Here is a 21280-nt window from a genome sequence, read left to right as displayed (position 1 = left end):
ACGGATCGCTCGGGCGGCGGCGTGGCCGCCCGAGCGAAAGCTGAGTTTAGACCGCCCAGCAGGAGCAACCGAGTGCGCCAAAGAACCCCTTGAGGTCGGCGATCGGAAGCTTGGATGTCCAAGCTCCGGCATGGTCGTGGCCGTGCACGCCGCAATCGCTGGCGCATCCGCATGTGGAGATCGCCGTGCGGCGCAATGAACGAGCGCCTGCGCCTTCCGGTTCGCCCCAGGCCGCGTAACCGCCGAACTTGCGTACGGGAGACCAGTCGGGCATCGCAGGCGGGATGTCGTTCTCGTCGAGCGTCTTGAAGTCGCCCGCGCCATAGACGATCTTGCCGCCGACCATGGTCAGTTCCGAGGTGAGGAACGAAATCTCGTCCTCGGCGCAGGAGAAGAAGTCCTTGTCCGGCACCACGAGGTCGGCAAACTGGCCCTTCTCGATACGGCCCTTCTTACCCTCTTCGTTCGAGAACCATGTGACTTTTTCGGTCCACATGCGCAGCGCCGTCTCGCGATCGAGGCAGTTTGCACGCGGGTAGAGCTGCATTCCGCCGACTGTCTTGCCGGTCACCATCCAGGAGAGCGAGACCCACGGATTGTAGGAGGCGACGCGGGTGGCATCCGTACCTGCCGAGACATTCACGCCCTTGTCGAGCATGCGCTTGATCGGTGGCGTGGCTTCCGCCACTCCATGGCCGTAGCGCTCAACGAAATATTCGCCCTGATAGGCCATGCGGTGCTGAGTGGCGATGCCGCCACCGAGTGCGGCGATGCGGTCGATCGAGCGATCCGAGACGGTTTCGGCATGGTCAAAGAACCAGTTCAGTCCTTCGAGCGGAATGTCCTTGTCGACCTTCTCGAACACATCGAGGGCGCGGGAGATGGTCTCGTCATAGGTGGCGTGGAGACGCCAGGGCCAGCGGTTCTCGACGAGAACGCGGACGACCTCTTCCAGCTCGCCTTCCATTTCCGGAGCCATTTCCGGACGGGGCTGGCGGAAGTCCTCGAAGTCGGCAGCCGAGAAGACCAGCATCTCGCCGGCACCGTTGTGACGGAAGTAGTCGTTGCCCTGCTTGTACTTGACCGACTGCGTCCAGTTCAGGAAGTCCTGTTTCTCTTCCTTGGGCTTCTGGGTGAAGAGGTTGTAGGCCAGACGCACCGTCATCTGGTTCTCATCGGAGAGCTTCTGGATGACCTCGTAGTCGTCCGGATAGTTCTGGAAGCCGCCGCCCGCATCGATCACGCCGGTCACGCCGAGGCGGTTCAGTTCGCGCATGAAGTGACGGGTCGAGTTGACCTGGTAGTCCAGAGGAAGCTTCGGCCCCTTGGCGAGCGTCGAGTACAGAATGCCCGCATTCGGCTTAGCGAGCAGCATGCCCGTCGGGTTGCCGTTGGCATCGCGCGTGATTTCGCCGCCGGGCGGGTTCGGCGTGTCGCGGGTGTAGCCGACGGCGCGGAGAGCGGCACCGTTGAGCAGCGCACGATCATAGAGGTGCAGAAGGAACACGGGCGTGTCGGGCGCGATCGCATTGATCTCCTCGATCGTCGGGAGGCGCTTCTCGGCGAACTGGTGCTCGGTGAAGCCGCCGACGACGCGCACCCATTGCGGCGCGGGCGTGATCGCCACCTGGCGCTTCAGCATGTCCATCGCATCGGCGAGCGACCGAACGCCGTCCCAGCGCAGCTCCATGTTGTAGTTCAGGCCACCGCGAACGACGTGGGTGTGGTTGTCGATCAGACCCGGCAGGACGCGCTTGCCCCTGAGGTCGACAATCTTCGTGTTGTCACCAGCCAGCGCCATAATCTCGCTGTCGGATCCGACTTCGAGAAACAGGCCATCCTTGATGGCGATCGCCGTGGCGTTCGGATTGGTCCGGTCGAGGGTCGTCACGCGGCCGTTGTGGAGGATCAGGTCGGGATGCATGGTGTCTACTCCGGTCTGGTTGGGATCGGCGGCTTTCGCCGGGGAGAAGAGGTTCGAGAAAGCCAGGCTCGACGCGCCCCCAAGAAAGGATCGACGAGTCGTCATCAGCTCCGGTCCCCCGCTTTCGCCTCTGCCTGATGGGCGAGGTCGATAAGATCGCCGCCCTTCGGCAGGTGGCCGAACATGTGCGGCTTGATCTGATGAAGCCATGAAACGGCCGCTGGCTCCCTGCTCCACAAGGTCTTTGCGAAAGGGATGATCTGTTCGCCGACGAGAATGCCGAGAAGGCCGACCAAGGCGATGACAGGCGGAGCCGGCGAGCGGACGTTTAGGAGGCTGTAGACGATGCCCACAAGCAGACCTGCACCGAGAGAAAGAAGATAGATTTTCATGGGATGTCCTCCACGGTTAGAGAAAGGCCGCTCCGACGGGCTTATCGGAGCGGCCTGATCAGGCCGTTACTTGGCTGGGTTCGGGCCGATGCGCTTGCCGTGCTTGACGCGTTCCTCTGCGCCGTGAACCATCGTGTAGGCGTAGTCGATGCCCATGCCGTATGCGCCGGAATGCTCCTTCACGAGGGTGGTGACAGCATCGTAGGTTTCCCTGCGGGCCCAGTCGCGCTGCCACTCGAGCAGGACCTGCTGCCAGGTGACCGGGATCACGCCTGCCTGAACCATCCGGTCCATCGCGTATTTGTGCGCGTCTGACGACGTACCGCCGGAAGCGTCGGCAACCATGTAGATTTCGTAGTCCGGAACATCGTGGAGAGCCGAGAGCGCGAAGGTGGTGTTGCAGACTTCGGTCCACAGACCGGAGACGACGATCTTCTTGCGGCCGTTGGACGCATTCTTCGCCAGCGCGTCACGGACGTTCTGGTCGTCCCAGGAGTTCATCGAGGTGCGCTCGAGAATATCGTTCTCCGGGTAGACGGCAAGCAATTCCGGAAACGTGTTGCCCGAGAAGGATTGCGTCTCGACCGTGGTGATCGTGGTGGGGACGTTGAAGATCTTGGCGGCCTTGGCGAGGCCGACGACATTGTTCTTCAGCGTCTGGCGATCGATCGACTGGACACCGAACGCCATCTGCGGCTGCTGGTCGATGAAGATGAGCTGGCTGTTTGCCGGGGTCAGGACTTCGAGCTTGGACATGGGTCAATTCCTCTTCGGTTGTTTGGACCGCCTGTTGCGGTGTCAGAAATGGGCAGCAGCGGTCGATCGGACGTCGCGGCGCGACCCTCGTTCTGCAATCCTTGGAGTGTTTCTGGGTCCGTACGGCTCCGCTCACTCGTTGTCTTGGCTGCTGAATAGAAATCTAACGCATCGGATAACGGCACGGAATTGCAATATTGATTGCGAATGAATTACGGATTTCGCAACAATTCCCACTGAGGTCGCCTTCCCCGTTGCGGCAAAGCGCCCGCCGCTCACCCGATGCACGGGGTTTTCGCGCTTAGTCGGAAGAAGGTCTTGTCAGATATTCAGATCCATAGAACAAAAGACAGGCAAATCTTGGCGTGCGCCGAGCGCTTGCGTGTCAGGCGTTTCGCCGCCAGATGCCGGGAGTCGTACCGACGACATTCGAGAACACGCGAGTAAAGTGACTCTGATCCGAGAAGCCGCAGGAGATTGCCACTTCGGAGAGAGCAGCATCCGTCTCGAGCAGCAGCGTCCGCGCCCTGGTTATCCGCTCGCGCAGCAGCCATTGATATGGGGTCATGCCAGTCGTTTCGCGGAACGCGTGGATGAAATAACCGCGGGAGAGACTGCAAGCCTCCGCGAGCTTCGCGATCGAGACGTTGCCGTGAAGATTGTCGAGGATGAGCGACTTGCGACGTTCTCCTGGGTACGCGAGAGCTTACGCGATCTCGATCCGGTCGAGATGACACGGTCGCCGTATTGATGGACGACGTGGGTTCCGATTGCGGCCGTCAGTTGATCGACGAACAGCCTGCTGGCCTTTTCCGGGTTTTCGAGCGCAGGTATCAGAGCGCGCGCCAGATTGGCGAGAACACGATCCGGATGGGCAGTGATGGTGTTCAGCGCCGATACTGTCGGGAGGTCGGCTTCCTCGGCGATCAGGGCAAGCGAGTCGGGAGAGATCTCGAGGAGAAGGAAATCGAAGGGGGCCGCGAGGTCGGCCTTATAGGTCTCACCGAGACTGCGAATGTAGATGGAGTCAGGTTCGAAGACATGCGTTGTCGCATGGTGCTCATGAAAGATACGGCGGGTATGGCCTGGAACCGTGGAGACACCGACCACAAAGCCGCGATCACTTGGCAGCGTGGATACCTGCTGCAGGAAGGCTTCCCGTGACCCCTTGCGCAAGACGGTCAGGCCAGCACCGCGAATTGTCTGGTTCCTGTAGAGCTTGTCGAAAGGGCAGCCGAAGTTGTCGGTCGATTCGTCGGTGGGAATTTCCAAGGGAGTGGTGGATTTCCTCAGCAAACACGCTACCTTCCAGTTCGACTAAGCCAACAGGCGGGTCTCTTTCCCCATCACCTCCCGGAAAGATCGAGGTACTTCACTATCGTAATATGACCGGGCGCGCCACAACGGTGGATTGAACGGAAATTTGCTAACCAGCGCCCGGGACGTCTGTCCGGCTTCCAGGCCCTATTCATACGAGTTCATTGTGAGTGGGCGAATGGTTCCAGGCAGGCAGTGCTCGCACTCTCGTGACGAGACCTCTCCGGGAAACCGAGATGACGATGGCCCACGTCGCCCGCGATTACGCCGAGCATGATCCTGCTGTCGTCATCCCGCCGATGACGCATCGTGCTCCATCTGACCGATGTCGAGCATTCCGACATCTGGCAGGACCGACCGCCATCTCCGCTCAGGATCTATCCGGAAGGATCCATCTGTCTCATCAACCTGGCGAAGGGCGCTGCGATCGCCGTACGCGGACAGTTCGAAGCACTCGTGATCCATCTCCCACGCAAGCATCTAGCCGAGCTTGCGGAGCAGACAGGTGAACCCCGTGTCGACGATCTGGCTGTCTGTCGCGGCATGGACGATCCGACCGTGCGGGACATCGACGCGGCACTTCTTCCCCTGATTGGCCAGGATGAGGTGGACCAGTCGCTCGTCGCGCATATCGCGCTCGCGCTCAACGCCCACAGAGCCCATTGCTAAGGGCGCTCGCGCAGGACGCACTGAACGCGCCGCAAACACAGAGGTTCGCGGCGCTCAGGTCCTCATGGCACGAAAGAGCGTTCCTCCGTCAGGCTGCCAGCGGCACGAGGTTGGCCTGAATCTGATCCCGGTAGTCCTCGTATCGGCTCGGGAGCTTGAGGGCCTCCCCAAGATGCGCGGTGTCCTCGTCACGGTTGAAGCCAGGCTCGTTCGTGGCGACCTCGAAAAGGATTCCGCCCGGCGTGCGGAAGTAGATGGCCCAGAAGTAGTCGCGATCGATCACCGGGGTGACCTGGTAGCCAGTGTCCATCAGCGCCTTACGGACCTCGAGCTGCTTCTCTCTGTTGTCTACGGCGAACGCAATGTGGTGAACAGACCCCGCGCCCTGTCGTGCAAAAGGCGTCTTCGGCAACGCTGCCAGATCGATGGTGTCCGCGCCGTTGCCATCAGGGATGATGAAGCGTGTCACGTCGCCCTCCTTCTCGGCGCGCTGGTACCCCATGAACCCGAGCAGCTCCTCCGTTGCAGCGGTGTCGTGCAGGCTGAAGCGTGCGCCGGCGAAACCGCGGATGGCCGCATCATCAGCGATTCCGTCCGCTAGCCATGGAGCGCGCTTGTCGTCAGCGGATTCGATTAGTGCGAAGCTGTCGCCGTCCGGCCCCATGAAGCGAAGGCGGTCGGCGCCGAAGACAATATCGCGTTCCAGACCGTGCACGCCTTGTGCGGTGAAGCGATCCTGCCAGAACTTCAGCGATCCCTTCGGAACGGAAAACTGGGTCTCGCCGACTTCACCGACTCCGGGTCGGCCGAGCATCATGTTCGGGAACGGGAAGTAGGTCATCACGGTCCCGGCCGAGCCCGTCTCGTCACCATAGTACAGGTGATAGACGCTCGGGTCGTCGAAGTTGACAGTCTGCTTGACGCGGCGCAGGCCGAGAGTGTCGGTAAAGAAGCGGTTGTTCTGCCGGGCATCCGATGCCATGGAGGTTACGTGATGCAGTCCCTTGATGTCCTTGATCATGTCGATGCCTTTCGGTGTTTGTGTTCCGGTTGATATGAATGTAGACCCGTTGATCACGACGCAGAATTGCAATATTTCTTGTGATTGAATTGCAAATTTTGAAACAATGAGATGAACGACTACAAAGCCCTCCGAACCTTTCTGCTCGCCGCTGAAAAGCGGAACTTCGCTCAGGTCGCCCGCGAACTGGACATGACACCCGCCGCGGTGACACGGGCGATCGCCGCTCTCGAGGCGGAACTTGGCGTGCAGCTCTTTGTGCGCACGACCAGGCAGGTGTCCTTGACGACCGACGGGGCGATCTTTGCCGCACAGATCCAGCCTGCGGTGAAGACGTTGGAGGACGCGCGGCGCGAGGTGATGAACGCTCACAAGGCGGATGAGGGGCGGCTCCGGATCAGCGCGCCGACGTGGTTCGGCAAGGCCGTGCTCCCGCCAATCCTTTCAGGATTCAAGGAGCGCTATCCGAAGATGAGCTTCGAGATCTCGCTATCGGATGGATTGGTGAACATCGTCGACGACGACTACGACCTGGCAATCCGAATCTCCTCGCAGCCCTCCGACAAGTTCACCATCTGGCGGAAGATCAGGGTGGTGCCACGCATCCTGGTTGCCGCCCCCGGGAGCCGGTTCGTCGACATGCAGCACCCGAACGAACTCACACCTGATGACTGCCTCGCGTATAGCGGCGAAAGCCGGCGTGAGAACTGGGTCCTGTCGGACGGAGGATCGAGCATGACGATTTCGGCTGGCCGGGCCTTCAGTGCTAACAACGGTGAAGTATTGGCAGACATGGCCGCCGATGGCGCAGGCGTTGCCATGCTGCCGGGCTTCCATATCTCCGAGCACCTGCGAACCGGGCGACTGGTCCATGTCTTCAAGGGGTGGGCGCCACCTGACTTGTGGCTGACCCTCTACTATCCGCCATACCAGGCCCTGCCGCCGCGGATTGCATCCTTCTCGAAGTTCTTTGAGGAGCAGGTCCCCGCCCAGATGGTGATGCTGGACTAGGCCGCAAGCGCCTCAGGAGGGCTGACGCGCTGTGATCTTGGCGGCGACCAATGCCTGTAGATGCCATAGGTTCCGATACCGGATCCCCTCGGCTTCAAGATCAACGATCGTGTTGCGCAGGTACTGCGCGCAGGATCCACCCTGCCCGCAGGCTTTGGCGATCAGCGCAGCCGTTGTCTCCGTCGGCAATGGCTTCGTCAGGCCGGACCGTCTGGTGCTTGCCCAGAATGTCAGGGCCATCATGGGCCCTTCAGGTGTGTGGACATGTATCCAGCGGACCATGTCGGCGACCTCGCGGTACTTGATTTCACGAGCGACGAGAGCGCGGAGATCATTGCGGCGGTTCTCGTTTGACAAACGTAGAACCATGCCGTCACATCGCCCGCCGCGCTCCAGAGCCATCATTAGGCCCGGCTGTTCGCTGGTGGCTCGCCAGCGTTCGATCCTCAGCGAAAACGATCGGTGCCATCCATATGCGGATGCTCGCATACGGGCTGTCGGCTTGAACTCAGGATTCCAGATAAGAGAACCGTAAGCGAAGACCCAAATCGGTTCGCCACCTACCTCTCGTTCAATCCTGTCGACGAGACGGTCAAGTTCCGCCTCGGAGAGTGGTGTCCAGCCCGGTTCTGGGCCATCGTCCAGGACGTCTCGCAACGTCAGGGCAACAAGCTCTGGGGTCAACAGCATCATGGTCCCGTTCAGAAATTCGTTCTGTGTTCAATAAAAGATCGGAGCCGCGATTGCTTTCACATCGCGGCTCCGATCTTGTTTAGGCCTGAACGAAGGCCAGAAGATCGGCGTTCAGCACGTCGGCATTGACTGTCAGCATGCCGTGCGAGAAGCCTGGATAGGTCTTCAGCGAGCCGTTCTTCAGAAGCTTGGCCGACTTCAACGCCGAGTCCGCGATCGGAACGATCTGGTCGTCTTCACCGTGCAGGACGAGCGTCGGAACCGTGATCGCCTTCAGGTCTTCCGTCTGGTCGGTTTCGGAGAAGGCCTTGATGCCGTCGTAATGGGCCTTCGCGCCGCCCATCATGCCCTGGCGCCACCAGTTCTGGATCACGCCTTCCTGAACCTTGGCACCTTCCCGGTTGAAGCCGTAGAACGGGCCGGCCGGAACGTCGCGGAAGAACTGCGCGCGGTTGGCCGCAAGCGCCGAACGGAAACCGTCGAAGACTTCCATCGGCAGGCCTTCAGGATTCGCTTCAGTCTTGAGCATCAGTGGAGGTACGGCGGAAACGAGAACCGCCTTGGCGACGCGACCGCTCGGCTGGCCGTGCCTGGCGACATAGCGGGCGACCTCGCCGCCACCCGTCGAGTGGCCGATATGCACGGCATTCTTCAGGTCGAGCGCTTCTGCGACGGCAAAGGCATCGGCCGCGTAATGATCCATGTCGTGACCATCGGCCACCTGAGCGGAACGGCCGTGACCGCGGCGGTCATGGGCGACGACGCGATAGCCCTTCGACAGGAAGAACAGCATCTGGGCATCCCAGTCGTCCGACGACAGCGGCCAGCCGTGGTGGAAGACGATCGGCTGCGCGTCCTTCGGACCCCAGTCCTTGTGGAAGATCTCAACGCCGTCCTTGGTGGTTACATATGCCATTGTCTTGTTGCCTTTTGGGTTGGTGGCGGGAGCAGCCGTGGCTGCGAAGCTGAGAGCGGGTGAAATTGCCATGGTCGCTGCGGCGGCGCCTGCGGAGAGCAGTGCGCCCCTGCGTGTCATGGAAAAAAGGTTCTGGGTCATCTCGCGTCCTGCGATTTCATCATTGAGAACGTCAGGCGACACTGAGTTCGTCTGACGGATGGATAATGCGGCGGGATACACGAGCCTACAATTGCGATAATGGTTTTCACTTTATTGTCGATTTCGCAATAATGCGCGTGGCTTCATATCGTGGGGTCCTGCTTCTGACCGGCGATGTGCTGGCATTGTGGTCGCTCTGGCAGTTACGTGCGGAGCTCGTGAAGAAACACGGAGCCAGCGTTACGTTCGGCAGGTTGCGCCGGATGTCGGCCATGGGCTGCGATCGCTCGGTGGATACCAACGGTGAGCCCGCTGACCGCTCGCGTTTCATGCTCGCGTCCAGCTCAACGAGGAGCGCGTCCGACTCTAGGCAGCAACAGATGCCGCACCCGTTCGCGTCGAAGTCGCTCACGCTTCTTGCGGCTCAACGAGGTCATGCTGGCGCGCAAGCGATGATCGGTGCTGCCTGCCACCTTGGAACCGGTGTGGAGCTCGATCGACTGCGTGCTACACGTTGGCTTAGGGCGAGCGCCGAGCAAGGTAATCGGCTCGCGCAAGCATATTTGCCAAGAGTAGAAGCTGAACTTACCCCTGATGAACGAATGCTTTTGCAGAAGGAAATTGCCGATTCAGCCGGGGCAGACCAAAGTTAGGGCGGTTGGCGTGAGCGTTGTTTCTTCGATGAAAAATTAAATTGTGAAAACAATCATATAGCAGTTCCCAGTTTCATTCCCTCCGGCGCGCCATTTGTCCGCATGGAGGACGTCTTCCTCGATGCGGAGCGACTTGGGAAGGCATGCGGCACGCCAACATCGTCAAGACCGGCGACGGGCGCGACTGCATCATCGTCGACTGGGAGAGCATGGAGGCGCTGGCCGCCAGTCGGCCTCAGATGATCGCCACGCTCGACAGCTTCCGCGAGTCGCTCCGAGGCCTGGGCGGCGGGATCGGTTGTCCGCTCGTTGAAATAGAAATCGCGCAGCGTCTTTGCAGCATGGGCGATCGAAACGCATCACCCCTTGAACAACACCTGCGCAACCACCGGCTGCTCAATCCCCTTGAGCCTGTAGGTTCGCGTTTGCGTGCCGGCCATCAGGTTCGGCGCCTGCGCCGCTGCTTCGGCCGAGACCAGGATCTCGCCTGCGGCGGCTTGAGATTCGAGCCTTGCGGCCAGGTTGACGGCACTGCCAATTGCCGTGAAGTCACTGCGGAAGGTCGAGAACTCGCCGATCTCGACCTGGCCGGTATGGACCCCTATGCCGACGCCGAGGGCGTCGAGCGCAAGTCCGTCGGCGTGCAGATCGAGACTCCTGAGAGCCGACGTGCATGATCGTTGGATGTCGAGTGCTGCCGCGATGGCGGCGTCGACGTGATGCCTGATCTTGATCGGAAAGTTGAAGATCGCCATCAGGCCGTCGCCCATCTGCTTGTTGACGATCCCGTCATGATCCCAGACCGCCTGAGCACATCGATCCTGGAAGGCGCTGACGATTTCACTCAGGATCAACGGGTCCATCCGCTCCGAAAGATGCGTGAAGCCGCGGATGTCGGCGAACAGAATGGTCGCGGCGGCCGATATGTGCTGTTGCTTCTTGACGTATCGAAAGGAACGCTCGCAGATCGTGCAGATGTTCGGGTTCATCTTGCTCCGGGTGATGCCGAAAGCACGAAACGGAAGCGCCAGCGGACCCCGGATCGGGATTGGTACGTGCATCTGATCCCAGCAGCCACGGCAGATGCGAGCGGGACTGCGTGCTGTCGATTCCATCTGAACGCTCCTCCACGTTTCGGCCGGTGATTAGCCCCCGCGCCCATTAAGCTCCAGCCACGCCTTCAGCGCCACCGCATTGTTGTGGCTCTCATCCCGCGCCGCATAAAGCAGCGTCACCGCCCCCTTCTTGAGATGTACCCGGAGTTCTGTCGCCGCCGCCCGCGCCGCCTCGCCTTCCAATTCCTCTGCATAGGCCGCGCAAAACGCCTCCCAGTCCTCCGGCTTGCCATGGAAGCGCTTGCGCAGCGCGTCGCTCGGGGCGATGTCCTTCAGCCAGAGGTCGATCCCCGCCTTGTCCTTGGCAATCCCGCGCGGCCACAGGCGGTCGACGAGAATGCGTGTTCCGTCCGACGCTTCCGGCGCCTCGTAGACGCGCTTCAGCTTGAGCGATGCCATCCGATCCCCGCAATAATTCAGGGCGGCTCACCCGCCCCGGAAAATGTAGCGGACCTCCACTAGCTGTGGAAGTACGTCTGGATCTCTTCGGGCGTGACCTTGCCGTCGCGGTTGGCGTCCACCTTGTCGAAGATCCGCTTGTGGATGGTGCTGATCTCCTCGAAGGAAAGCGCGCCGTCATTGTCGGCATCGGTGATGGCGAACATGATCTTCATCATCTGCCGGTGCATCATTCCGCCGCGCATCCTGCCGCCGTGACGCATCCGATCACGCATGCTGTCACGCATTCCGCCCATTGCGTCAGGCCTATCCCCTTCCGCGTCCTGGGCCTGGTCGGGCATTTCCGCGGCCGGCGGCATGGGAGCGGGCGTCTGGGCGGCGGCAACGGCCACCGAGGTGATGGTCATGAGCGCGGCAAGCGCGGTTACAGCCGGCAATCTCATCGGTGACATGTGTTCTCCTCCTCGATTTGCGTATCGGTGGTTTGAAGCGCCTTCGTCATCCGCAGCAGGGGCACGGCGGCTCCGCCGCGATCATCGAATAGCTGTTCCAACGGTTCAAAACCGCAAGCGCGGTAGAGAGGTTCCCCGGCCATCGTCGCCATCAGCTCGACGCGGCTGAAGCCCTCGGCGCGTGCCGCCGCCTCGCAGAGCGACAGCACCAACCGGCCGATGCCGCGACGCGTGAAGTCCGGATGGGTGTACATGGCGCGCACCCGCGCCGGATCGGTCGCGGGATCAAGCAATGCGTCGTTGCGGCCGGGCGAGCAGTCGCCGCCGTAGAGCGTGGCGCGACGGCTCCAGCCGCCGCAGCCCGCTATGGCGCCATCCTGCTCGACGACGAAGTAGGTTCCGTCGTCGATGAGCCGCGTATCGAGACCCATGCATGTCCGGCTCGATTCGATCTCGGCGGCATTCAGGAACGGCTTCTGCAGTTCGGAGATCGCCGCCTCGATCAGCGCCGAGAGAGCAGGAAGGTCGTCGCGGGTCGCCAGGCGATGCGTGAAGATATCGATGGCAGAGCCCGGATCACGCAAGCGTGCAGTCTCGGGGTCGGTGCCACTGCCCCCGATCGCCCGCCAGGCGGCTATGATCGCGTCGGCGGCGATCTCTCCCTCGCGATCGTCTGTCAGCCACGAGATGACCGAGATCCGCATCACCTTTCGCCCGCGCCAGGTCGCGCCGCCGGCAAAGCAGACGCCGTCGGCCTGCAGCCGCTCGACCGTCTGCTGGGTCAGCCGGTCGGCCTCTTCGTCCGGCCGTCCCGAACCGAAGCGGAGCATGAACTGGTTGAGCACGACCTGGTTCAGGACGGCGATGCCCTGTTCGCCGCCGAGCCGCTCGGCCATGGCACGCGCGATCCGGCAATGGCGATCGACCATGGCGGCGATGCCCTTTCGGCCGAGATGTCTGATCATCGCCCAGGTGGCAAAGCCGCGGGCACGGCGCGAAAGCTCCGGCACGAAATGGCTGGGATCCCGTTCTCCCTCATGGCTCGGCGGCAGGTAGCTCGCCGCGATCGTCATCGCCCGGCGGTGAGCGTCGGCATCACGAATGATGGCGTAGCCGCAATCATAGGGCGTCTGCAGCCATTTGTGGCCGTCCGTCGCCCAGGAGTCGGCCGTGTCGGCTTCGCTGGCGAGCGCTCGCTTCTGCGGGCACGCCCGGGCCCAGAGGCCGAAGGCGCCATCGACATGGACCCAGGCGCCGATGCGCCGCGCGATCGGGATGAGAGCGGCGAAATCGTCGAAGCCGCCGGTGTTGATCTGCCCGGCCTGCAGGATGACGATCGCCGGGCCGGAAATTTTCGCTGCCGTCTCGGTGAAATCCGATGTGCTGATGCGGCCCATGCCGTCGGTTTTCAGGCGCAGGACACGGTCGTGTCCGAAGCCCAGGAACTGCAACGCCGAAAAGACCGTCGCATGCGCGTCGTCGCCGATCAGCACGGTAACCGGCGGTGCGCCGAAAAGCCCTTGCGCCTCGGCATCCCAGCCGACACGCCTCAGGACCGCGCCGCGCGCCGCGGCGAGACAGACGAAATTCGCCAAGGTCGCCCCCGTCGCGAAACCGACGGAACTTTCCCGCGGCAGGTCAAGGAGATCGAGGAGCCAGCCCGCGGCAACCGCTTCCGCCGCAGCGGCCGCTGGCGTCGCATGGTGATTGCCGGCATTCTGACCCCAGGCGCTGGTCATCCAGTCTGCCGCAACCCCGACCGGATGCGAGCCGCCGATCACCCAGCCAAAGAAGCGTGGGCCGGTCATCGCGTGAAGGCCGGGCTCCGCCTTGACGGCAAGATCGTCGATTACCTCGCCGCCGGATGTCCCATTCTCCGGAAGCGGCTCGCGAAACGCCTCCAGCGAGCCGAGATAGTAAACCTGCGGCCTTTGCCTGCGATCGGAAATGGTGTCACGGAACCGCGCGGCATGCTCTGCTGCGCGGCGAAAAAGGTCATGGACCGATCCGTCATCCATACACGGCCTCCCTTTCGGCATGCGGTCACGCACCGCGCGTGATCGGCTCGTCAATGAACTCCGATCCCGTTCAAGCGACGCCGCGCAACTCGGTCGGGCGCACGTTCTGGTTCATCCGGAACAGGTTCTGCGGATCGTAGCGGCGCTTGACCTCGACGAGACGCCGGTAGTTGCCGCCATAGGCCGCCTCGACCCGGTCGACTTCGTCCTCGGGCATGAAGTTGATATAGGCCGTGCCGGCCGCATGCGGCTTGGCGGCCTCGAAGAGTTGCCTTGCCCAGCCGATGCAGGCCTGGTCCATGGCCGGTTCGCGCCAGCGGGCGTGAACGTTCATGACGAAATGCGAATTGCGCTGCGGGAAAGCCGTCTCCTCCACCGCGACCCGGCCGGCGGCCCCGCCGACATGGGCGATGAAGACCTCGCATTCCGGTCCCGGCAGTTGCCGGATCGCATCGGTGAGGATGCCGATCGCCTGGTCCGAAAGCTCCATGAAATCGTGGCTCTTCCAATAGTTGCGGGCGCCGGGCGAAAGCAGCGGATCGAAGGCCTGCTGCCAGGCGACGAAGGGCACGGGCCCAACGACATCGGCGATCGGCTCGCCGATGGAGCGCAACTCCGCGGTTGGCTTCTCGCCTGCTTCGGGGTCGCCGCAATAGCACATCGCCAGCGCGAGGATCTCCTTCCCATGCCATTCCTCGGGCAGGAAGGGCAGCGGCGGCGCCTGCCGCATGACCACCCAGCAGGTAAGTTCGTCCGGAGCGTTTTCCAGGGCCTGCCGATACTGGCTGAGGACGTTTTCGGCATCGGCGAAGGGATGCACGACCAGCCCCGCGACAACGTCCGGGCCGAGTTCGTTGAGCGCGAATTCGAAAGCAGTGACGACGCCGAAATTGCCGCCGCCGCCCCTCAAGGCCCAGAAGAGATCGCGGTGCTCCGTCTGGCTGGCGCGCAGCAGCTCGCCATTCGCGGTCACGACGTCGACCGAAACGAGATTGTCAACCGTCAATCCGAACTTTCGCGTGGTCCAGCCGAAGCCTCCCCCGAGCGTCAGCCCGGCGATGCCGGTGGTCGAGTTGATGCCGGTCGGCAGCACCAGGCGGAAGGCCTGGGTCTCCTTGTCGACGTCGGCAAGCGTCGCACCGGGCTCGACCCAGGCGCGCTTCGTCGTCTGGTCGACGCGCACCGATTTCATCGGCGAGAGGTCGATCATCAGGCCACCGGCGCAGACCGCATTGCCGGCGATGTTGTGTCCGCCGCCGCGCACCGCGACGAGCAACTGGTTCTCCGCCGCGAACCGAACCGCATTGACGACGTCGGAGGCGCCGGCAGCCTGCACGATCAGGCCAGGCCGGCGGTCGACCATCGCGTTCCAGATGCTGCGCGCCTCGTCATAGGCCGGATCGCCCCCGTCCAGCACCCGGCCGCGCAGCTGCCCCGCAAGGGCCTCGATGGCTGCGGCGCTGACGGTTGTCTTTCCTGCTTGCAGATTGGTGAGGCTCATATCGTTCATGATTCGATCCTCCCTCGGTGAACCACGCCCCAGCAGCGCCGCATTTTGCGCCTTTGGCGGACGCCCGGCAAGCGAAGCCGCCCGCCGCGGCCGGTACGCAATTCGGGCTAGCTGCCAGAGCCTGCAAACCGGGGATTGCCGCTGTTGTTGCAATCGCGCTGAAAATGCTCCAATGAACCGCCGGAACGCCGGCCACACGGGCGGCAGCTTTGAAGAGGCAGGTTCGAGCATGAAGGTCGTCATTCTCGCCGGCGGATACGGCACCCGCATCTCCGAGGAAAGCCACCTGAGGCCCAAGCCGATGATCGAGATCGGCGGACGCCCGATCCTCTGGCACATCATGAAGATCTACAGCCATTACGGCTTTTCCGATTTCGTGATCTGCCTCGGCTACCGCGGCTACATGATCAAGGAGTATTTCTCCAACTACATCCTGCATCTGTCCGACGTTACCTTCGACATGGCGACAGGCGAGACGATCTACCATACGAGCAAGGCGGAGCCCTGGCGGGTGACCCTGGTTGACACCGGGGCAGAGTCCATGACCGGCGGACGCTTGAAGCGCGTCGGCGAGTATCTCGGCGACACCTTCTGCCTCACCTATGGCGACGGGGTGGCCGACATCGACATCCGCGCGCTCACCGATTTCCACCTCCGCCACGGCCGCGAGGCGACGGTGACGAGCGTCGTGCCGCCGGGACGCTACGGCGCGCTGGCGGTCGAGTCCGGGCAGGTGAAAAGCTTCACCGAGAAGCCCGCCGGCGACAACGGCCGCATCAATGGCGGCTTCTTCGTGCTGAACCGTTCCGTGCTCGACCGCATAGACGGCGACCACATCGCTTTCGAAAGCGCACCGCTCGAAGGGTTGGCGCGCGACGGACAGCTGATGGCATTCCCGCATGACGGCTTCTGGCGTCCGATGGATACGCTGCGCGACAAGAACCAGCTCGAAGAGCTCTGGCAGCAGAACCGCGCACCCTGGAAGCTCTGGCCATGAGCCGCCTGCCCGATCCGGATTTCTGGGCCGGAAAGCGTGTTCTTCTGACCGGCCATACGGGGTTCAAGGGCAGCTGGGCGAGCCTGTGGCTGAAGAAAATGGGCGCTGCGGTCACCGGTTACGCCCTGCCGCCGACGTCCGACCCATCACTCCATGCTCTCCTCGATGATGGTGGCTTGCAGGACGGGCAGCTCGGCGATATCCGCGACGGCGAGGCGCTCGCCACAGTCACGTGCAAGAGCGAGCCGGAAATCATCCTGCACATGGCGGCCCAACCGTTGGTGCGCGAGAGCTATGCAACGCCCGCCGAGACCTTCGACGTCAACGTCATGGGCACGATCCGGCTGCTGGAGGCGGCGCGCGCGGTGCCCTCGGTGAAGGCGATCCTCGTCGTGACCACCGACAAGGTCTATCGCAACGACGAGAGCGGCCGGCATTTCCAGGAAAGCGACACGCTCGGCGGGCACGATCCCTATTCCGGCTCCAAGGCCGCCTGCGAGGTGGCCGTGGCGACCTGGCGCACTGCCTTCCTCAGCGATCGCGGCATCCGCGTCGCCACGGCCCGAGGCGGCAATGTGATCGGCGGCGGCGATTTTTCGGCCGACCGGCTGGTGCCGGATATCGTCCGCGCCGCCCTTGCCGGCAGCAGGCTCAACATCCGCAGCCCGCTCGCGACGCGCCCCTGGCAGCACGTGCTCGATTGCCTGAACGGGTACTTTCTCTTCGCCGAAGCCCTCTATAGCGGCGCAAGTGCCGTCGATGCCCTGAATTTCGGCCCCTCGCCCGCCGAACCGCAGATCCCCGTGCGCGATGTGGCGAACGCCATCCAGGCGGCAATGGGACTCGACCCCGAATGGGACGACGTCTCGTCATCGAAGCAACCCCGCGAGATGCAGACGCTCGGCCTCGACCCGGCGCTTGCTGGCGAAAGCCTCGGCTGGCGCGCCCGATTCACCCAGCAGCAGGCGATCGAATGGACCGCCCGCTGGTACGACGGCTGGCGCCAGGGCAAAGCCGCACTCCCGCTGACGCTCGATCAGATCGACGCATACACGAAAGGCCGCTGATGTCTCACTCCTGCCGCTTCTGCTCGAGCCCGCTTGAAACTGTGGTCGCCGACCTCGGCGCCACGCCCTGGTCGAACTCGTTTCTCGAGCCGACCGAGGAAGCCATCGCACGGGAAAAGGCCTTTCCCTTGAAGGTAATGGTCTGTTCGGAATGCCTGCTCGTCCAGACCACCGAGACCGTGCCGGCCGACGAGATCTTCAACGCCGACTATCACTATCTCTCATCCTTCTCGACGAGCTGGCTGGACCACGCCCGCCGCTATGCCGAAAAGATGACCGGGCGCTTCGGCCTCGACGGCACGTCGCAGGTCGTCGAGGTCGCCTCGAACGACGGCTACTTGCTGCAATATTTCGCCGCCGACGGGATCCCGGTGCTCGGCGTCGAGCCGGCCGGCAATGCCGCCAAGATTGCCGAAACGCGCAATGTGCCGACCCATGTCGCCTTCTTCGGCCGCGATACCGCGAATGAACTCACCGGCCGCGGCATCCGCGCCGACCTGACGGCCGCCAACAATGTCCTCGCCCATGTGCCCGATATCGCCGATTTCGTCAGCGGCTTTGCCATCCTCCTGAAGCCGGATGGCGTCGCGACCTTCGAGTTCCCGCATCTGCTGCGGCTGATCGAGGGCATCCAGTTCGACACGATCTATCACGAGCACTATTCCTATCTGTCGCTCGTCGCCGTCGAGCGGATCTTCGCCGCCTGCGGCCTGAAGGTCTTCGACGTCGAAGAACTTCCGACCCATGGCGGCTCGCTGCGCGTCTATGCCCAGCCGCTGACCGGCACGCGGGCGGCGACCGAGGGGCTTGCGAAGGTGCGAGCGGACGAGGCGAAGGCCGGCCTTACGGATATGGCGACCTACATCGCCTTCGGGCAACGCATCGCCGCCGTCTGCGAGGGTTTCCGCGCATTCCTGGAAAGGGCGAAGAGCGAGGGCAAGCGGGTGGCCGCCTATGGCGCCGCCGCCAAGGGCAACACGTTCCTCAACGTCTGCGGCGTAACCGCCGCCGACATCGATTTCATCGTCGACCGCAATGACCTGAAGCAGGGCAAGCTCTCGCCGGGCAGCCATATTCCGATCCACGAACCGGCCAGGCTCGAAGCGGCGAAACCCGACTATGTCGTCATCCTGCCCTGGAACCTGACCGACGAGATCGTCAGTGCCCATGCCTATATCCGCGCCTGGGGTGGCCGCTTCGTCGTCGCCATCCCGGAAGTGCGGGTGATTTGAGCCCGGGGGGCTCGGCGCAGCGAGGCCGAAAGCAAAAGGGGCCGTCGCTGTCGCGAACGGCCCCTCTCTTCGATTGATGCGGCGATCCTGTCGCGCGACGGTCACAGCCGCTTCAGGAAACCGTCCGGCGCAACCGTGACCATCAGCTTGTTCTGAACCGACCTGTCGATCTCGAATTCCCCATGGGATTGCAGATACTCATGCACCGCGGTCTTCGGATTGTCGCCGACATCCCAGGGACGGTCGCTGAAGAAGCCGGCCGGCAGGTCCTCGACCAGCGTGTCGAACACGACGCAGTAGCAGCCGGGCGTCACCAGGGGAGCATAGGCCTCCAGTTCGGCAAGCACATGCGCGTGCGTATGCATGGAATCGAGGCAGACCATGACGCGCTTGTAGCCCTCCGACGCCTCACAGACCTGCCGAACGATCTCGGGATCGATGGCCGAGCCCTGGAACATCTGGATGCGGCTCGCCATCGGGTGGCTTTCGATTGCCGCGCGATTGTGGGCGCGAATGTCGATGTCGATACCGATGACCTTGCGTTTGGACTGGCTGGGATCGAACGAAACGCCCGCTTCGATGGCATCGCACATGTCGAGCATGGCGAGCAGCGAGGCGCTGAGGATCAGCGAGCCGCCATGGGCAATCCCGGTCTCGATCACCAGATCGGGACGTGTCGCCCAGACCAGCTCCTGCATGGCCACCATATCCTGCGGATACTGTATGATCGGACGGCCGAGCCAGTCGAAATTGTAGACATAGCGCTTCGCCATCGTGGCTTCGCGCCACTGATCGGAGAGCGCCTGGAAATCGCCGTCGCGGCCATAGCTGTCGATCGTCGCCACCCGTTCGGAGCGGAATTGTTCGATTGGGTCCATGTCAGGTCCTGTCTTCATGTGGAAGGCCGCGGATCGGTATCGGGCCCCGATCCGCTCATGCCCAGGATTTCAGAGATGCGCTCTAGCACAGGTGTGGCGGCAAAAGCGAATTCCTCTTTCACCCGTTCATTGGAGATCGGCGCAAGAGAAACGACCGGCGCCACGTCGTTTACGGCAACGGCGCACCCTGTGCAGGATTGTATTGCCGCGCACCAGTCCGCGTGACTGGTCCGCCGGCCGCTTGCCACATTATAGACCGTGTGACGCCCCTGCTGAGCGATGCGGAGCAACAGATCGACGGCGTCGTCGATCCAGATATAGTCCTTGGCGGAACTGAGGGCCGTCTGGAGCTGGATATGCCCCGCCTTCGCTTCCCGGCAGAGCGCGCCCAGGAACGTATCCGCCTCTGCCTCATCGGGGCCGACGACATTCGACAGCCGGGCGACCCGCACGTTCTCGCGTCCGGAGGCGAGGCAGATCGCCTCCCCCGTCAGTTTCGAGAGATTGTAGAGATCCGAGGGATCGAGCGGCGACGCCGACAGATGGGCAGTTTCGCGCGTATCCTCACCGTTGGCATAGACCCGCGTCGATGAAAGATAGAGAAAGGAGGAAAACGCGTTGTGGCGCAGTACATCCGCCGCCAGCGACACGTGCGCCTCGATGGTGTCGAACGGCCGGGTGCGGAAGTCGGCGGTCAGGCCGACGGCATAGATGACGTGGCCGAGATCCCGGTTGGCGAGCGGCAGGTCGGCGCGCGCGGGGACATTGACGGCGTGTCCGAGCGCGCGCAAACGGCGGACCAGATTGCGCCCGATGAAGCCGGAGCCGCCGAGAACCGTGAACATCACGACCTCTCGCCGAGCCGCCGCAGCGGATTGCCGCCGCAGATCGTGTAGGCGTCGACCTCGCCGCGCACGATCGAGCCGGCGGCAATGACGCAGCCCTTCCTGAGGATGGCGCCATCGAGGATCACCGAATTCGCTCCGATCCAGACGTCCTCCTCGACGACGATGCCGCCGCGGCTCGGCTGGAAGCCCTGTTCGCGGATCAGGCGATCCCTGTCCTTGAAGCCGTGATTGACCGGGGCGAAGGTGCAATTGGCGGCGATCAGGACGTTGTCGGCGATGCGTATGCCGTTGCCGGTGTAGAAGACGCAGCCGCTATTGACGTAGCAGAAGCGGCCGATCGTGAGGTCGCCCGAGCCGCCGGCCGGCTTGATCTTGACGAAGCTGTCGATGACGGACGCCTCGCCAATGACGATCCGGGTCCCGCGAACGGAATCCTCGATGTCGCTGAGCGGGCTGATCCTCGCCGTCGGGTGCACGTCGATCATGGTGGCTCCAATGTCGTTCGGCACTCTTTTCAGTTACCGCTTGCCGCGTCAACGTTTGATCGTGCAAGAAACGGTTCGTAAAGGCACCACCTCCCGAGGACCATCATGTCGCGCTTCAACCGTATCCAGACCCCCCTGCCGGACCTGATCGTCATCGAGCGCAAGCAGATGGGCGACGAACGCGGCTTCTTCTCGCGCTTCTTCTGCCGCGACGAGCTGGGCGATTTCGGCGTGGACGGTTCCGTCGCGCAGATCAACCACACTTTGACGCGGATCAAGGGGGCAATCCGCGGCATGCATTTCCAGCGGGCGCCGCACGACGAGACGAAATTCGTCTCCTGCCTTTCCGGCGCCGTCTTCGACGTCGCCGTCGACATCAGGCCGGATTCGCCGACCTATCTCCAATGGCACGGCGAAATCCTGAGTGCCGAGAACGCCTGCTCGATGATGATCCCCGGCGGTTTCGCGCATGGCTTCCAGACGCTGACCGAAGACTGCGAGCTTTTTTATCTGCACGACAAATTCTATGCGCCGGGCTCCGAAGGCGGGCTCAACCCGCTCGATCCCCGCCTTGCCATCGCCTGGCCGCTCGAGGTGACGCAGATGTCGGAGCGCGATCGGGCTTTTAGCTTGCTCTGATCGGGAAAGCGGGTGTGGATACCCCCCTCTGCCCTGCCGGGCATCTCCCCCACAAGGAGGGAGATCGGCAAGGATCGACGCTTTCGCCGGTCGGCAACGCCGCAGATTGAGCTAAGGGCTTATCGTGCCGCCTCTACTTCGCGCTTA

23 protein-coding genes and 1 pseudogene are annotated in these 21280 nt (G+C 62.8%); 7 read left to right on the top strand and 17 right to left on the bottom strand.

Going from position 1 to position 21280, the window contains the following annotated elements; translation table 11 throughout:
* Positions 1 to 46: 46 nt before the first annotated feature.
* The 5 genes from RHIBR816_RS0110520 to RHIBR816_RS33930 form a co-directional block, all read right to left on the bottom strand.
* Complete coding sequence (locus RHIBR816_RS0110520; protein WP_018236498.1) at positions 47 to 2029, bottom strand: amidohydrolase; 1983 nt, start codon at positions 2027 to 2029, stop codon at positions 47 to 49.
* A complete protein-coding gene (locus RHIBR816_RS0110515) occupies positions 2029 to 2316 on the bottom strand; it encodes a XapX domain-containing protein (protein ID WP_018236497.1) in 288 nt (95 codons plus the stop codon). Before RHIBR816_RS0110515 ends, RHIBR816_RS0110520 begins: the two co-directional genes overlap by 1 nt.
* A gap of 66 nt (positions 2317 to 2382) precedes the next feature.
* Complete coding sequence (locus RHIBR816_RS0110510) at positions 2383 to 3072, bottom strand: hydrolase (protein ID WP_018236496.1); 690 nt, start codon at positions 3070 to 3072, stop codon at positions 2383 to 2385.
* Positions 3073 to 3457: 385 nt separating this feature from the next.
* A complete protein-coding gene (locus RHIBR816_RS38990; protein ID WP_371259068.1) occupies positions 3458 to 3712 on the bottom strand; it encodes a helix-turn-helix transcriptional regulator in 255 nt (84 codons plus the stop codon).
* Entirely contained in the window at positions 3637 to 4344 is a 708-nt protein-coding gene (locus RHIBR816_RS33930; RefSeq protein WP_371259049.1) for an AraC family transcriptional regulator, read from the bottom strand. Before RHIBR816_RS33930 ends, RHIBR816_RS38990 begins: the two co-directional genes overlap by 76 nt.
* 354 nt (positions 4345 to 4698) lie before the next feature.
* On the opposite strand from RHIBR816_RS33930, the gene RHIBR816_RS33925 reads away from it, so the two are divergent.
* Positions 4699 to 5058: a hypothetical protein gene (locus tag RHIBR816_RS33925; protein ID WP_018236494.1), complete on the top strand. Its 360-nt coding sequence runs from the start codon at positions 4699 to 4701 to the stop codon at positions 5056 to 5058.
* Between the two features lie 88 nt (positions 5059 to 5146).
* On the opposite strand, the gene RHIBR816_RS0110495 is transcribed toward RHIBR816_RS33925, so the two are convergent.
* Positions 5147 to 6079: a VOC family protein gene (locus RHIBR816_RS0110495; protein WP_018236493.1), complete on the bottom strand. Its 933-nt coding sequence runs from the start codon at positions 6077 to 6079 to the stop codon at positions 5147 to 5149.
* A 111-nt stretch (positions 6080 to 6190) separates the two neighbouring features.
* On the opposite strand from RHIBR816_RS0110495, the gene RHIBR816_RS0110490 reads away from it, so the two are divergent.
* Positions 6191 to 7090 carry a LysR family transcriptional regulator gene (locus RHIBR816_RS0110490; RefSeq protein ID WP_018236492.1) on the top strand — a complete coding sequence of 300 codons (900 nt, stop codon included), beginning with the start codon at positions 6191 to 6193 and terminating at the stop codon, positions 7088 to 7090.
* Positions 7091 to 7102: 12 nt separating this feature from the next.
* Here RHIBR816_RS0110490 and RHIBR816_RS0110485 read toward each other — a convergent pair whose 3' ends face one another.
* Together RHIBR816_RS0110485 and RHIBR816_RS0110480 are read right to left on the bottom strand one after the other, a co-directional pair.
* Positions 7103 to 7780, bottom strand: coding sequence for a gamma-glutamylcyclotransferase (locus RHIBR816_RS0110485; RefSeq protein ID WP_052522727.1), 678 nt, complete (start codon positions 7778 to 7780; stop codon positions 7103 to 7105).
* Between the two features lie 82 nt (positions 7781 to 7862).
* Positions 7863 to 8699: an alpha/beta fold hydrolase gene (locus tag RHIBR816_RS0110480; protein ID WP_305809673.1), complete on the bottom strand. Its 837-nt coding sequence runs from the start codon at positions 8697 to 8699 to the stop codon at positions 7863 to 7865.
* A 206-nt stretch (positions 8700 to 8905) separates the two neighbouring features.
* On the opposite strand from RHIBR816_RS0110480, the gene RHIBR816_RS33920 reads away from it, so the two are divergent.
* On the top strand, positions 8906 to 9493 hold the full coding sequence (locus RHIBR816_RS33920; protein WP_018236489.1) for a sel1 repeat family protein: 588 nt from the start codon (positions 8906 to 8908) through the stop codon (positions 9491 to 9493).
* 359 nt (positions 9494 to 9852) lie between these two features.
* Here the strand turns inward: RHIBR816_RS33920 and RHIBR816_RS0110470 are convergent, their stop codons facing one another.
* The 6 genes and pseudogenes from RHIBR816_RS0110470 to RHIBR816_RS0110450 all read right to left on the bottom strand — a co-directional run bounded on the left by RHIBR816_RS0110470 (position 9853) and on the right by RHIBR816_RS0110450 (position 14987).
* Positions 9853 to 10608: an adenylate/guanylate cyclase domain-containing protein gene (locus RHIBR816_RS0110470; protein ID WP_018236488.1), complete on the bottom strand. Its 756-nt coding sequence runs from the start codon at positions 10606 to 10608 to the stop codon at positions 9853 to 9855.
* 30 nt (positions 10609 to 10638) lie between these two features.
* On the bottom strand, positions 10639 to 11007 hold the full coding sequence (locus tag RHIBR816_RS0110465) for a DUF488 domain-containing protein (protein WP_018236487.1): 369 nt from the start codon (positions 11005 to 11007) through the stop codon (positions 10639 to 10641).
* 59 nt (positions 11008 to 11066) lie between these two features.
* A complete protein-coding gene (locus RHIBR816_RS0110460; protein ID WP_026186848.1) occupies positions 11067 to 11459 on the bottom strand; it encodes an EF-hand domain-containing protein in 393 nt (130 codons plus the stop codon).
* A complete protein-coding gene (locus tag RHIBR816_RS38325; protein WP_245262714.1) occupies positions 11447 to 11890 on the bottom strand; it encodes a GNAT family N-acetyltransferase in 444 nt (147 codons plus the stop codon). The genes RHIBR816_RS0110460 and RHIBR816_RS38325 overlap by 13 nt, the downstream gene beginning before the upstream one ends.
* 186 nt (positions 11891 to 12076) lie before the next feature.
* Positions 12077 to 13477 (bottom strand): annotated as a pseudogene (locus RHIBR816_RS33915) (aspartate aminotransferase family protein); the annotation flags it as partial.
* Positions 13478 to 13547: 70 nt separating this feature from the next.
* On the bottom strand, positions 13548 to 14987 hold the full coding sequence (locus tag RHIBR816_RS0110450) for an FAD-binding oxidoreductase (protein WP_018236484.1): 1440 nt from the start codon (positions 14985 to 14987) through the stop codon (positions 13548 to 13550).
* Between the two features lie 229 nt (positions 14988 to 15216).
* Between RHIBR816_RS0110450 and rfbF the strand changes: the two genes are divergently transcribed.
* Genes rfbF through RHIBR816_RS0110435 form a run of 3 tightly spaced genes read left to right on the top strand, consistent with a single transcriptional unit; the run spans position 15217 to position 18283 of the window.
* Positions 15217 to 15984, top strand: a complete 768-nt coding sequence (rfbF, locus tag RHIBR816_RS0110445; RefSeq protein ID WP_026186847.1) for a glucose-1-phosphate cytidylyltransferase — start codon at positions 15217 to 15219, stop codon at positions 15982 to 15984.
* The gene (gene rfbG, locus RHIBR816_RS0110440) at positions 15981 to 17051 is read left to right on the top strand and encodes a CDP-glucose 4,6-dehydratase (protein WP_018236482.1); all 1071 of its coding nucleotides are present in this window, start codon (positions 15981 to 15983) and stop codon (positions 17049 to 17051) included. The genes rfbF and rfbG overlap by 4 nt, the downstream gene beginning before the upstream one ends.
* Positions 17051 to 18283, top strand: coding sequence for a class I SAM-dependent methyltransferase (locus RHIBR816_RS0110435; protein ID WP_018236481.1), 1233 nt, complete (start codon positions 17051 to 17053; stop codon positions 18281 to 18283). The genes rfbG and RHIBR816_RS0110435 overlap by 1 nt, the downstream gene beginning before the upstream one ends.
* Positions 18284 to 18384: 101 nt before the next feature.
* On the opposite strand, the gene RHIBR816_RS0110430 is transcribed toward RHIBR816_RS0110435, so the two are convergent.
* From RHIBR816_RS0110430 to RHIBR816_RS0110420, 3 genes are read right to left on the bottom strand one after another with little or no spacing between them, the layout of a single operon-like run.
* Entirely contained in the window at positions 18385 to 19161 is a 777-nt protein-coding gene (locus RHIBR816_RS0110430) for a cephalosporin hydroxylase family protein (RefSeq protein WP_018236480.1), read from the bottom strand.
* A 14-nt stretch (positions 19162 to 19175) separates the two neighbouring features.
* Positions 19176 to 20006 (bottom strand): NAD(P)-dependent oxidoreductase, encoded by an 831-nt coding sequence (locus tag RHIBR816_RS0110425; protein WP_018236479.1) that lies wholly within the window; start codon positions 20004 to 20006, stop codon positions 19176 to 19178.
* Positions 20006 to 20494: a DapH/DapD/GlmU-related protein gene (locus RHIBR816_RS0110420; protein ID WP_018236478.1), complete on the bottom strand. Its 489-nt coding sequence runs from the start codon at positions 20492 to 20494 to the stop codon at positions 20006 to 20008. The genes RHIBR816_RS0110425 and RHIBR816_RS0110420 overlap by 1 nt, the downstream gene beginning before the upstream one ends.
* Before the next feature lie 105 nt (positions 20495 to 20599).
* Between RHIBR816_RS0110420 and rfbC the strand changes: the two genes are divergently transcribed.
* Positions 20600 to 21133: a dTDP-4-dehydrorhamnose 3,5-epimerase gene (gene rfbC, locus RHIBR816_RS0110415; RefSeq protein WP_018236477.1), complete on the top strand. Its 534-nt coding sequence runs from the start codon at positions 20600 to 20602 to the stop codon at positions 21131 to 21133.
* Positions 21134 to 21280 lie beyond the last annotated feature (147 nt).

The organism is Ensifer sp. BR816, from assembly GCF_000378985.1.
In the GTDB taxonomy this organism is placed as follows: Bacteria; Pseudomonadota; Alphaproteobacteria; order Rhizobiales; family Rhizobiaceae; genus Sinorhizobium.
This window is presented reverse-complemented; position numbering and strand designations above follow the sequence as displayed.

What these genes read in the sequence shown, in the direction of transcription:
- RHIBR816_RS0110520 (WP_018236498.1), bottom strand. Translation starts at nt 2,029, where the DNA reads ATGACGACTCGTCGATCCTTTCTTGGGGGCGCGTCGAGCCTGGCTTTC.
- RHIBR816_RS0110515 (WP_018236497.1), bottom strand. Translation starts at nt 2,316, where the DNA reads ATGAAAATCTATCTTCTTTCTCTCGGTGCAGGTCTGCTTGTGGGCATC.
- RHIBR816_RS0110510 (WP_018236496.1), bottom strand. Translation starts at nt 3,072, where the DNA reads ATGTCCAAGCTCGAAGTCCTGACCCCGGCAAACAGCCAGCTCATCTTC.
- RHIBR816_RS0110495 (WP_018236493.1), bottom strand. Translation starts at nt 6,079, where the DNA reads ATGATCAAGGACATCAAGGGACTGCATCACGTAACCTCCATGGCATCG.
- RHIBR816_RS0110490 (WP_018236492.1), top strand. Translation starts at nt 6,191, where the DNA reads ATGAACGACTACAAAGCCCTCCGAACCTTTCTGCTCGCCGCTGAAAAG.
- RHIBR816_RS0110485 (WP_052522727.1), bottom strand. Translation starts at nt 7,780, where the DNA reads ATGCTGTTGACCCCAGAGCTTGTTGCCCTGACGTTGCGAGACGTCCTG.
- RHIBR816_RS0110480 (WP_305809673.1), bottom strand. Translation starts at nt 8,699, where the DNA reads ATGGCATATGTAACCACCAAGGACGGCGTTGAGATCTTCCACAAGGAC.
- RHIBR816_RS33920 (WP_018236489.1), top strand. Translation starts at nt 8,906, where the DNA reads ATGCGGCGGGATACACGAGCCTACAATTGCGATAATGGTTTTCACTTT.
- RHIBR816_RS0110470 (WP_018236488.1), bottom strand. Translation starts at nt 10,608, where the DNA reads ATGGAATCGACAGCACGCAGTCCCGCTCGCATCTGCCGTGGCTGCTGG.
- RHIBR816_RS0110465 (WP_018236487.1), bottom strand. Translation starts at nt 11,007, where the DNA reads ATGGCATCGCTCAAGCTGAAGCGCGTCTACGAGGCGCCGGAAGCGTCG.
- RHIBR816_RS0110460 (WP_026186848.1), bottom strand. Translation starts at nt 11,459, where the DNA reads ATGTCACCGATGAGATTGCCGGCTGTAACCGCGCTTGCCGCGCTCATG.
- RHIBR816_RS38325 (WP_245262714.1), bottom strand. Translation starts at nt 11,890, where the DNA reads ATGGGTCTCGATACGCGGCTCATCGACGACGGAACCTACTTCGTCGTC.
- RHIBR816_RS0110450 (WP_018236484.1), bottom strand. Translation starts at nt 14,987, where the DNA reads ATGAACGATATGAGCCTCACCAATCTGCAAGCAGGAAAGACAACCGTC.
- rfbF (WP_026186847.1), top strand. Translation starts at nt 15,217, where the DNA reads ATGAAGGTCGTCATTCTCGCCGGCGGATACGGCACCCGCATCTCCGAG.
- rfbG (WP_018236482.1), top strand. Translation starts at nt 15,981, where the DNA reads ATGAGCCGCCTGCCCGATCCGGATTTCTGGGCCGGAAAGCGTGTTCTT.
- RHIBR816_RS0110435 (WP_018236481.1), top strand. Translation starts at nt 17,051, where the DNA reads ATGTCTCACTCCTGCCGCTTCTGCTCGAGCCCGCTTGAAACTGTGGTC.
- RHIBR816_RS0110430 (WP_018236480.1), bottom strand. Translation starts at nt 19,161, where the DNA reads ATGGACCCAATCGAACAATTCCGCTCCGAACGGGTGGCGACGATCGAC.
- RHIBR816_RS0110425 (WP_018236479.1), bottom strand. Translation starts at nt 20,006, where the DNA reads ATGTTCACGGTTCTCGGCGGCTCCGGCTTCATCGGGCGCAATCTGGTC.
- RHIBR816_RS0110420 (WP_018236478.1), bottom strand. Translation starts at nt 20,494, where the DNA reads ATGATCGACGTGCACCCGACGGCGAGGATCAGCCCGCTCAGCGACATC.
- rfbC (WP_018236477.1), top strand. Translation starts at nt 20,600, where the DNA reads ATGTCGCGCTTCAACCGTATCCAGACCCCCCTGCCGGACCTGATCGTC.